Origin of the sequence: Rhodopirellula islandica (genome assembly GCF_001027925.1) — a bacterium.
Taxonomy (GTDB): domain Bacteria; phylum Planctomycetota; class Planctomycetia; order Pirellulales; family Pirellulaceae; genus Rhodopirellula; species Rhodopirellula islandica.
Window position 1 is genome coordinate 252,732 of sequence record NZ_LECT01000054.1, and the last position, 11,731, is coordinate 264,462.

Annotated in this window: 4 protein-coding genes; all 4 read right to left on the reverse strand. The window is 58.4% G+C overall.

What is annotated here, in order from left to right; translation table 11 throughout:
* Positions 1–66: 66 nt before the first annotated feature.
* Complete coding sequence (locus RISK_RS26920; protein WP_047817404.1) at positions 67–3,120, reverse strand: FG-GAP-like repeat-containing protein; 3,054 nt, start codon at positions 3,118–3,120, stop codon at positions 67–69.
* A 77-nt stretch (positions 3,121–3,197) separates the two neighbouring features.
* On the reverse strand, positions 3,198–4,556 hold the full coding sequence (locus RISK_RS26925) for a BBP7 family outer membrane beta-barrel protein (protein ID WP_047817405.1): 1,359 nt from the start codon (positions 4,554–4,556) through the stop codon (positions 3,198–3,200).
* Positions 4,557–4,969: 413 nt separating this feature from the next.
* Positions 4,970–9,526 (reverse strand): beta strand repeat-containing protein, encoded by a 4,557-nt coding sequence (locus RISK_RS26935; RefSeq protein WP_047817407.1) that lies wholly within the window; start codon positions 9,524–9,526, stop codon positions 4,970–4,972.
* Positions 9,527–9,832: 306 nt separating this feature from the next.
* A complete protein-coding gene (locus RISK_RS26940; RefSeq protein WP_047817408.1) occupies positions 9,833–11,464 on the reverse strand; it encodes a BBP7 family outer membrane beta-barrel protein in 1,632 nt (543 codons plus the stop codon).
* Positions 11,465–11,731 lie beyond the last annotated feature (267 nt).

Here is an 11,731-nt window from a genome sequence, read left to right on the forward strand (position 1 = left end):
ATGAGGGGAATGGATTAACACCAGGTAAGCCTAATCGCTTGTGAAAGTTGCTGGCAAGAGTTTGGCTCAAGGTGAGCGGGGTGCGAAATTCACCCAGTGAATGTTTGGCTGTCCTTCGATGATCAACCCTCGTCGATTTAAATCTACTTTGTTGAAGGCTTGCTTCTCTCCACTGGGCCAGTTCACTTCAATCCGGTGCAACCTTTGGTTGGCAGGGATTCCGATGCAAACAACGGCTTCATTTCGGCACATGTAGCCGTCTCCTGTCACGATCGCGTGATCAATGGAACTGTCATTCAGTTGCACCTGCACTGTAGCGCCGATCGCGTCTCGTTCGGAGTTGGTGCCAATGAGCTGCAGTTGTAGCCAGTCGTTGTTCGTCTTGGTTTGGTTCTCCAGCAGTGCCAAAGGTTCCATCAAGTCGCCGACCAAGAGATCGACCAAACCGTCCTGATTCCAATCGAGTCGGGCGACGGAGCGGGCCAAGTGCTGGTTGGCAAAGTAGCCGCTGACATCGGCGGGCTGCGTTGCCATCCAGCGGTGATTGTGATTGATCAGCAACTGGGTGGGCATCCGGAAATGTTGCTTTTGTGGTCGTCGATCTTCGATGTCGCCATTGCCAACGACGAGATCTTGGTCGCCATCGTTCTCGAAGTCGATGGCTTGAGTTCCAAACCCAAGCATCGTCCGAGAGTGTTCTTCGAGACCACTTGAGAAGACGGCATCGGTGTAAAGGTGGTCTGCTTGTTGCAGATAGAGATTGGACAATTCGTCATCGAAATTGGTGACGTGGAAATCGAGAGTGTGGTTGCCATCAAAATCTCCCGCCGCGATTCCCATGCTGGCCAGCGGGCGACCAGTGATCCCGTTTGCGACACCGCTGAGAACGGCTGTGTCATGAAAGGTGACGTTTGAAGTTGCGTCGCGATCCCAGAGTTGATTTTGAGTTTGGTCATTGGTGACAAAGATTTCGTTGCTGCCATCGGCATCGAAGTCACCGACCACCAAACCCATTCCGCGATGTGCTTCTGATGTGGTGGGGCAGAGTTCGCGAAGGGCGTGGCCTTCCAGTGATCCGCTTGGACTGCTGAGAAAGACACGGTCTGCCGCGGCGGTGAACTGCATCGGACCGGGCAAGCGAATCGGGTTTCCGGAGGAATCGAATTGGATCGAATCAAAGATTCGTTCATCGTCGACGTAGTTGATCTCCACGATGTCTGGCAAATGGTCACCGGACACGTCCGCAATGGCCAACCCGGTCGTGTAGATCCCTTGGTCCCACGTTTGATCCACCTCAGCGGATCCAAAGGTGCCGTCGCCTTGGTTGATCAACAGGCGATTGCGTCCCATGTTGCCAATCACCAGGTCTGCGAATCCATCTTGGTTGAAGTCACCCGCTGTCACCGCCATCGAATACCCGCGGTCATCGACGTGGGCGGAGGCGGTAGCGTCTGCGAACGATGAGCCCAGGTGACGAGCGAGGTAGTTGGCGGATCGTCCGGGCTCGGTTGCGTTGCCATCGCCCTGAGCAGCGTAGATGTCGGTGTTCCCATCCAGATCAAAGTCGAAGCAGGCCAGTCCCGAGCCGAGTGGTTGGTGCAGCAAGAAATGCTTTTCGACGGGCGGGTTGGCATTGCGATACTGGAAGATCAGGCCAGTTTGCGAAGCAACATTTGCGAAGTGTGGTTGCATCGATGGTTCGTCGTTGGGCGTTTGTTGAAGTGGTGTGTCGGAGGCTGGCACGGTCGGTTCTCGTGAACGGACGAGCGACTTCCAATCGGTTTGGGGGGGCGTGGCGGGGGGCAACCCGACGCGTTGAGCGAGCAAGGAATCGGCAGAGTTGATGGTCTGTTTCAGCTGGCTCAACGCAGCGAGGTGTTGATCGACTCGAGCCTGTTGCGGGTTGGTGTATGCGATGGCGTTGAACTGCCAGGCGAGCGATTCATACGGCAGTCCGACGGAGGTGACTTGTTGAGCCAAGATTTGGCAGGCTCGGCCGACGTTGCCTCGTCGAGTCACGGTGGAAGTCGCGAGCTCGGCCAGATCCTTTGCCAGTTGGGCGCGTTCTTCCACACGGGAAGCGGCTGGGTCGGAGTTCAGGCCGCGCAGCGCGGTGCTGAGGCGTCGCAACGCTGACTCGTGAAGTGGTTCCAGTTCAACGGCCCGCTGGAAGGCTTGGCTCGCTGACGTCCATTCTCGGTTGGCTTGGTACCAGGTCCCGATCGCCATCCAGTGGTCGGGAAACCGTTGGCATTCGTCGGGAGCTTCCGCAAAAGCAGAGGATGCTTCCTCGGTTCTTCCCATCTCCGCCAAGATTCTTGCCCGCAGTGCAAGCAAGGCTGGTTCGTCCGTCGCAAAACCGGGAGCGTTTTCAAGGACGTCCATGGCCTGTTGGAATTGATTGTCGTCAAGCTTCTCGCGAGCCATTGCCAGGGCTTTTTGGGATGGCTTGGCGCGTGATTGTTGGCTGTCATGGATTTGTTGATCGGGTGCCAACAAGCAGAGCAGTTCCACCGTTGTCATCGGCGAGTGTTGAACCAAGCGTCGGAGGTGCTCGTTGGCTTCGAAACGATTGCCTTGTTCGTTTTGAAGGGCTGCGATGGAACGGAGCGAATTCACATTGGAGGGAGCTGACTCGAGCAGTTGCTTGTGTCGGTCGATGGCAGCGTTGTAGTCGCCGCTTTCCGCCAGCCAAGCGGCTGCATTGGCAAGCAGCGTGGGGCGGTGCTGCGGCAAACGTTCGGCGGATTCGTCCAGCAACTCGAGGGCAACGTCGAGGTTGCCCAGAGACCGTTCGGTTTGGGCTGTCAACGCGATCACTTCCAGTTGATCGGGTTGCGATTGCAAGAGCGATCGCAGTTCTGTCAGAGCGCCCGAGGGGTTCCCCGATGCAAGGAGACGTTGGGCATGCAACAGGGAGGGGGCTGCATTGTTTGCTGAGTCCGTCCCGGTCTGCGGCGGCGTCTTCGCGGAAGAGGACTCGGCAGGTTCAGCTGAGCGAGAGGGGAGGGGCGAAACTTTGGTGGACGAGTCCTGGCGGTCGCAACCCAGGATCGCTAGCAGAAGAAGCAGGACGAGGCTGGCAGAAAAGGAGGCGACCGGTTCGGTCCATTTGGACATGGCTCGTCACTGCAGAAGTGAAATCAACGTTGTGGATTTCACTCAGTGTAGCCGACCTGGTCGTTTTGACTGTCGCGTTAAAATCGCAGTTGACCACCAATGCTCAGGCCGTGCGCCACGTAATCGTTTTGGATGAATCGGAATTCAGGACGGGAAGGCGAGGTCACGATGCCGGGAGGGGCCAGCAGGTCGGGATCGACATCGCGGTCGATTTGGTCACCTGGGCGAGCGACGTTCGGCATGTAAAGCAGCGTGTATCCAACCGTCGCGTCCAAGCAACTGGTGAGGTGCACGCCGAGCGTGAACCCGACTTCGGGAACCATCGTGAACTCATCGCGACTGAACGTGCCCGAATTGTCTCGTTGAGCGTAGAGGCCGCCGGTGTATTCGTCGGTCACTCCAGATTCGGTGATGGTGGTGTTCCCATTGATGGAAACGGTTTGGGATGTCGTTCCCACCGCGACACGCAAGAGGCTTTCCAGCCAAATGCGTTCCAGGTTGGCTTGGTAGACCACTCCCAGTTGCAAACCATCAAATTCGTTGCTGGTCCGAAACGCTTCGTTCAGGTTGATCGTGCCGGGGGCGGCGGTGAGTTGCGATTCGAGTGATTCTGAAAACGTCAGCGATTCGTCCAGTTCGATGTGTCGATACCCGATCAGCCAATCGACTCGGTCGGTGTTGCGGCAGGTCACGCAGTTGCCGCCGCATGTTGGACACAAAGCAATCCGACCGTTGACCAGGTAGGAGTTGAGTTTGGAACTGGCCCCGACCGACAAACTGCCGTCGACCACGCCGGGATAGTTGATCAACTGAGACGTCTCGATGTCGGTGTCGGTTCGATAGAATGGGCGAGCCACAATTTGAGTTCCGCCATCGCGGCTGAAGCCGGATTCATTCGATCCGATTCGGAAGAATTCTCCTTCGATTCCGAATGCCGAGGCGGGTGTGACGAAGAACCCACCGCGGAACCGGATGCCGTTGGTGCTTTCATCGTTGATTTCGCCGCCATACAAGGTTTGGGTGTTTGCTAGTCCCAACACACCTGCATCGGTTTGAGCGGTGCCCGCGGGGCTGGTCGTGACCAAAGCAGGAGTGTCCATGCCGTCGGCCCACCAGCGGATGTAGTCGGTTCGCAACCAGAACCGATCCTGCGTGGCAACGGTGGGAGCCAACAGGTTGCTCGGGAACGATTGGCTCGGAAACCCTGCTAAGAATCCGCCACCTTGGGTGCCGGAATTGTAGGCCGCGGTGGCGTAGGGATCGAGGTTGTTACCACTGACTGGGACGACCGCATACTGTTGAGCTTGCACGCGTTGAGTTTCACATCCGAAGCTCAGCAATAAAATCAGCGAGGCGATGATTGCGCCGCAAGTGAATGGTTTGCTGAGAGAGCGTGAAGCGTGGGACGCGAAACGTAGATTGGTCGGGGCTGGCATTTTTTTTCCGTTCTAGATCGGATTCGCTCAAGATTTTGGCGTGTCCAACCGAACGGATCGTCAATCCAAGTCCATGGCGTCAAGACCAAACGAGGATCCTGGGTCAATTCCAACGATGCAACCGCTGTGAAACAGGCCTGACTCGCATGGTCCCAGGATGATGTGCGGAAGAATTGCAGGAGCTGTTCGTGGGAGCTCTGCGAGAGAGATCGGACGACGCCTTCCCACGCATGGACTCGCTCGATGGCCGACGGGATTCACTCGCCAGAGATTGACGATGGGCGCATGAAAAAGCCCGACCTTTTCCCCCCGAAAAAGGCCGGGCTTGACTCACGAAATCGATCCGAGCGTTCCACCGGCTCCCCGTTGCCCGGCATCGATTTGTTGTCGCGAGTTCGCTTCAGTCCAATGGATCAACGATCCGTCGGACGGTCCTGAACGCCTGGTGTTTGCATGAACGAAGCCAGGAAGCTGCGTTTGCTGTTGTCGACGACGGTGAAGTCGGTCAGGGCAACCACTGTTGGGTTGGTCCCACCCACGTCAATGTCGTCGATGCTCTCGCCATTGCCCAAGGTGCCTTCCGAGGCACTTGGGAACTCCGGCCCATCGCTGGTGCCACTTGGCAGGGAAAGACGAGTGACTTGGTACTTGCCAGGCAACAAGTCTTCGAACAGGTATTCACCATTGGCATCCGTGGTCACAGTCACGGGAGTGAACGTGCTGCCGTCGGTGAGGGTGCCGGTCAGTTGCAGTTGAACACCGGCGTAGCCAATCTCGCCTGTGTCCCGAACACCGTTGCCGTTGGCGTCACGGTACACGTTGCCCGAGATTTCATTGATGGCTTGGTCAATGGCGGTGGTTGCCGAAGCCGTGTTGTCGGTGGTGTTGGTTTCCGCGGTGGTGGTGGAGACCGTCACGTTGTTGACTTGGTCATCCGTCACGCCGTCGTTGACAGAAGCAATGATGGTGAACTGGAACGAACTGCCTGAGGCAATCGTGCCGCCGTTGACCGTGACCGTTTGACCGGTTGCCGACAATGCTCCGCTGGGTCCTGTGCCGCTGACGAATGTCAGTCCGGCTGGCAGCGTGTCAACCGCCGTGACGGCTGCTGCTGGCGAAGGACCGTCGTTGAAGACATTGACGGTGTAAGTCAGTTGGACACCGGTTTGAGCCGTCGTCACGTCCACGGTCTTGGTGACTCGCACGTTGGCTTCTGGAACCACGGTGACGGGCACGGATGCCGAGTTGTTGTCCGTTTGGGTTTCACCGGTGTCGGTCGCCAACGAAACGTTGTTGGTGATCGAACCGGAGGCGTCGTCATTGACGGTTGCCGTGATGGTCAGCGTTCGAGTCGTGCCAGGAGCAAGGTCGAATTCAGGGAAGACGATCACACCGTTGGTGGTGCTGGTGGGCGTCACGGCGGCACCGCCTGAGGTGGCGGAGGCGAATGTCAGCCCCGCGGGCAAGGTGTCGGTCACAATCGCACCGGTTGCCGTCGAGGGGCTTTCGCCGTTGTCGGTTTCGGTGCCGTCGTCATTGGTGTCGTGCGAGACCACAATGTTGAACGTCACGGTGTCATTGGGACCGAAGGTGGTGGCACCGCCCTGGACGGTTTTGGCGATCGTCAGATCGAACTCAGGAGTCACCGCCACGGTGACGGTGTCGGTGTTGTTGGTGCTATCCAGTTCCGTCACCCCAGGAACTGCGACGGCCGCTGAGTTGACCAGGTCCGTTGTCACGGTGGGATCCACGTCCGCGGTGACCGTGAAGGTCCGCGTGGTGCCAACAGGAATCGAGGCGTATTCGACTTCCAACAAACGAGTGGTGGTGTTGAAGTTGGAGGTCGAAGAACCAGCCGCGGTGATCACCACGTTGGACAGTCCGGCTGGCAACGTGTCGGTGACGCGAGAGTTGATTGCATCGGAAACGCTGTCGTCGTCATGCGAGACTGTGAAGGTGTAGGTCACGGTGTCCGCACCTGGGACAACGGTGGCTTCCGCCGCCGTCTTTTCCAGGATCAAGTCGATGCGAGCATCGGGATCGATGTTGACGGTGGACGTGTTGTTGTTGGAGTCCGATTCCGGATCCGTGGTGCTGACCGTGGCTGTGTTGGCGATCACATCGAATTCATCCGAGCCGATTCCGACTTCGAATTCAAACGTCAGCGATTCGCTCGGGTCCAGGTTTGGAACGGTGAAGGTCAGGGTTTGACCTGTTTGGATCACGGTGACCCCGGACGTTCCAGCATCAAAGCTGCCTGCGACCAAGGACAGGCCATCGTCCAAGATGTCGACGACCGAAACTCCGCGAGCTTCGGACGGTCCGGCGTTGCTGACCACGACTTGGTAGGTCACAAAGCCGCCGGCAACAACTTGGAATGGTGAGGTGCTGTCGATGATGTCATCGGAGTCATCGCCATCGGTGCGATCATCTGGAATCCGAGTTTCGACGACGGTTTTGGCGACCGTCACATCGACTTCTCGAACAACGTCGGTGGTGTCATTGGTGGTGACATCGGGAGCGTTGTCTGCGGATGCGGTGACCGAGTTGTCCAGCGGCGAATTTGCGTCGGCGATGGTGGGATCAACCGTGACAATGATCTCGATGGTTTCGTCTTCCCCGGCGGCCAAGTCACCCAAGACCATTTGGATCTTGCCGATGTCGGGACCCGCGGTCACGAGGCTGGCTGAACCCGCACCGTCAGTGAAGCTGGCCGAGACAAACGAGACTCCTGCGGGCAGCGTGTCCAACGCGGTGACGTTGATCGCGTTGTCGGAGCTGGTGTTGGTGACCGTGATTTCGTAGGTCAGTTGGTTGCCCGCGGTGACGGTCGTCAAGTTATCCGTTTTGGTCACGCTCAACGTTGCGATCGGAACGTCCGCGTTGGCCAGCGAAACGTTGTTCAGCAAGGGGTCGGAGTCGACTGGGTTGGTGGGGTCATTGTCGACCTCCACTTCATACCCACTGACGTGAGCTTCGTTTTCAGGGTCCGCCGTGATGTCGGTGTCGATGTCGGTGAAGACTCGGTAGGTCACCGATCCCGAGGCTGCCAAGGCACCAACGCTGAAGGTGCGGATTTCGCGACCGGCTCCGCCGACCTCGGTCGTGGTGGTGGTGGCAACGGCACCGCCGCCGCTGTCTTCGACGCGATCGAACGTCAATCCTTCAGGGATGTAATCTTCGACGTTCACATCGGTCGCGTCGGTGGGTCCCAGGTTTTCAATCACCAAGTCAAACACGGCGGTGCCGCCTGCGATCAGGCTCGACGAGGCGGTGACCAGCGACTTGGTGATTCGCAAGTCCGTGTTGGGGACCACACCAAAGTCGACGGTGGAGTTGGTGTTGTTGTCGGTGCCGTCGGTCGTGGGTTCGCCGTTGACTTCCAGCGTGATGGCACCGCTGACCAAGCCGATTCCATCGACATAGGTGCCATCGTTGTCGTCGTTGGCGTTCAGGTCGGTGTCCGCTGCTGCGGTGCCACTGGCGGAGTGCCCAAAGAGTGGTTGGCCCGTTGCGAATTCGGACTCAGGGATCACAACGGCGTAGGTTCCAGGGCCAAGTGGATCGCCGCTGGTTAGCGTGGTGAACGTGTAGGCGCCGGTGGTGACGCCGCCGGTCACGGTGGTGGTTGCGATCGGCGTGTCGCCAGCATCGACCGTGTCGGCTGGACCGCTCAGTGCATACAGTTCGACCACGATTTCATTGCCCACACCGGGGTTGGGGAAATCGGGTTCGCCGGCATCGCGATCGCCGTTGTTTTGGTTGGCTTGGTTGGTTCCGCCGCCATCATCGATGAAGATTTCACCGCCCAATTCCATGGGCTGAATGCTGGCCAGGTTGATGACGTTTTCGTTGCTGCGTTGGGATTCCAGGACCGAAACGAAGAGGTCCAAGCTTGGAGCTCCGCCGCCGGCATTGCTGCCAACACCGTCCACGAAGACTTCGATCGCACCGACGTCACCAAAGTCGGCACCCGTTCCGGTGTCGGAAAAGGCACTGAATGGCACGAACAACTCTTGAGCAAGGCCGATGTTGCTGGGCAGGTCCAGTTGGGCGGTCGAGAAGTTGGCGGCGTCGGTGTAGATTCGGATTTCCAGACCGTCGGTCACGACTTGGTCGCTGCGGACCGAAAGGACGATCCCGGCTGCGTTGTCCGAGTCAGAAAGATCGGCACTGCCCAGTCCCGTTGGGTCCAGAACCAGGGCACCGCCATCGGCGTCCACCCCGTCGTATTGCACGAGCAGGGTTGCGGTGACGTCGCCACCATTGCTGAAGACCAGTTCACCAGAACCGGTGACGATCTCGAACTGGCTGTCGCCGCTGGTTCTTGCATCCAGGAAGATCTCAACGTCTCGCTCGTCGCCGATCACATCGCCACCCGAGGTCAACGCACCGCTGCTGCTGGTGGTGGTGCTGCCGGCGACCGTTTCGGTGATCGGTTGGGATGGTTGGTCGATGGAAAACGCATCGATGGTGGCGGCGGTCACGCCCGTGTCGTCTGTGATGGTCACGGTCGCGGTGTCAGGGAAGACCAATCCGCTGAGGTCAGCACCACCCGGGGCGTCTTCTTGGGTCAAAAAGTACACACCGGTGGCTGTTGTGCCCGTGGCGTCGGAGCCGTCCAGGTTGGTGAAGCGGTACTCACCATCGGCCACCGTGGTGACGGAGCCTTCCACCACGTCGGTGCCGATTTCCAGCGTTCCGTTGGAGTTGGCATCACGGTACAAGGTGATCAACGCACCCTCGATGGCTGGTTCGCCACCGTCCATCGTTCCGTTACCATCGCTGTCGATGTAGGCGATGCCGCTGATCGCACCCAGGTCGGCGGCCATCAGCTCTCGCTTTTGCAGGGATTCCAGTCTCAGACGCCGTTGTCCGCGACGACCACGACGACTGGATTTCGCTTGATCAGCTTGATTGGTGCGACGGTTTTGACCGGTCAGACGGTCGATCATGCGTTGGAAGATCATGTCCAATTCCCTGGAAACTGTTGTCTTGTTGGGGGAGCGTGCGTCTCCGGAGCCTGCCACGCGAAATCATCTGGGATGACGCGACCGGCTCGTGGCTGGGTGGGGCCTTGGATGCGCTCACCCGGCGAATGGTTTCATTCTTCACCGCTCCGAATCCCTCGGCTTCGGTGTAATCGGCATGTTTGCTTCATTCGGGTCAGCTGATTCATTGCGAGTCAGCGGAATTTTTCGAATTGTTCCTCCCAGCACCCCACTCGGGATTGCCGGTCGAATCAGCAGGCCTTGCCAAGCCTCTGGACGTGTTCTTTACCAGCGGTACTCGCCGCCGAAGCTGATGCCTTGGGCCCAGTAGTCGGAGTTGTCGAATTCGAAGGCCGGGTAGTCAGCCAAGACCGTGCTGGCTGCACCGTTGGGCAATTGAGCCGTGTCGACGCGGCGGTCGATGTGATCGCCAGGTCGCACCACGTTGGACCAGTACAGGAACGTGTATCCGAACGTGGCTCGCAGTTGATCCGTGACTTGGTACCCCAGTGTCAGGTCAAGTTGTGGCAGGACAGAGAACTCGTCGCGGCTGTATTCGCCGATGTTGGAGTTCTGAGCCAGCAAACCGCCCTTTTGAGCTGCCGCACCGTCGATCGATGTTTCACCGTCGATGGTGACTCGTTGGCGAGTGTTGCCAACGCCCAAGCGGATCAGGGCATCAAAGGTCCAGTAACCGCGGGTTCGTTTGTACATCCAACCCAGGTCCAACCCGTTGAACTGGTTGCGAGTCCGGAAGTCATCGAAGATGTCGTACTGCATCACCGCTGCGGTGCCTGATGGGATGCTGGTGAGGTCTTCGGTGATTCGAACGCCTTCACGCAGTTCGACTTGGCGGAATCCGATCAGGTATTCAATTCGTTCACAGGTGTGTTCCGGGCAACCGCAGAAGACGCCTTGGCTGCAGCTGGTTTCGCTGCGGCGTAGGTGACGCAGGTTGATTCCCCAGCCTCGCAAGCGACTGTCGACATCGACGGCCACGGTTCCCGCAAGTTGGCTCGGGAAAGCGACTTGTTGCTGATCTTCGACGCTGCCGTTGGCCACGTTGATGAAGGGACGACCAAGGTATTGTGAGTCTGCACCACTGGCACGGTAGCTGTCGGTTTCTTCCCCGATTCCAAAACCTTCTGCACCGATGCCCCAGGTGTGGCACTTGTCCAACCAGAATCCGAACTTCAGACGCAAGCCGTCCATGTTGTCGGTCAAGACATCTTCTCCGCCGTACAACACGCGACCCGGATCATTCGGGAAACGTTGCGATGGCAACACGTCGGTGGACACCAAAGGTGGCAACGACATGCCGTCTTGCCACCACATCAGGTACTCAGCGGAGAACCATCCGTCTTGTGGCCAGCAAAGTGTCATGCAGGGACGCATCGCGTCGCAGTCGTTGTATTCGCCGCACATCGGATCGCCGTTGTGGCAAACACCACTGCCGCAACCGATGCCATCGCATCCGCCATAGCTGAGTGAACCGCAACCGCCATCGCACCCATGGTCGCCGCATCCGCAGCTGCCCATTGGCATGGAGTCGCAACCACCGTCCAGCATCGGGTCGTAGATGACCTGACCGTCCAATGGCATGGAGTGCGTCATGGAGCCCTCTTCAATGATCGGGTGGATCGAAGGCGGCATGGGCGGAGAAGGCAAAGGTGACGTGTGGTCCACCAAGCGAACGTTCGCCGACTGGGGGCGATTCGCGTTGGTCGACTGCGAGGTCGCTTTTTGCGAGAGGTCTCGGACCGGCTGCCACGACGCTCGAGCGTTCTGCTCGATGTAGCTCGCGTCGCGGACCGAACCGGATTGGCTCGACCGAGTTGAGTTGGTTTGTGCATGCAAAGGGGCTGCCATCACGGCAAGCGACCCAAAGATACAGAAGTAAAACAGACGTTTTGACACGGGCGTCACCCATCAATAGCTGGAGTCGGGGGGGGGAGGTGAGGCTCGACCCCGTTGGGCAGACGGACAAGTGCATGTCACGTCGCGCCGTCGGTCGAGAATCACCGGCTCACCACTCGTATCGACCCGGTTTGTTGAGATCCTGCATCCAAAAACGTCAAAATTGGAAAAATCGTTAGAGGCACCGCCTTCGGAAAACCTTCTCGGGGCTGCCTAGGTCCCCAGGGCTTCGCTTTTTGATGCTGTTGTTTCACAAATGCATGTTTC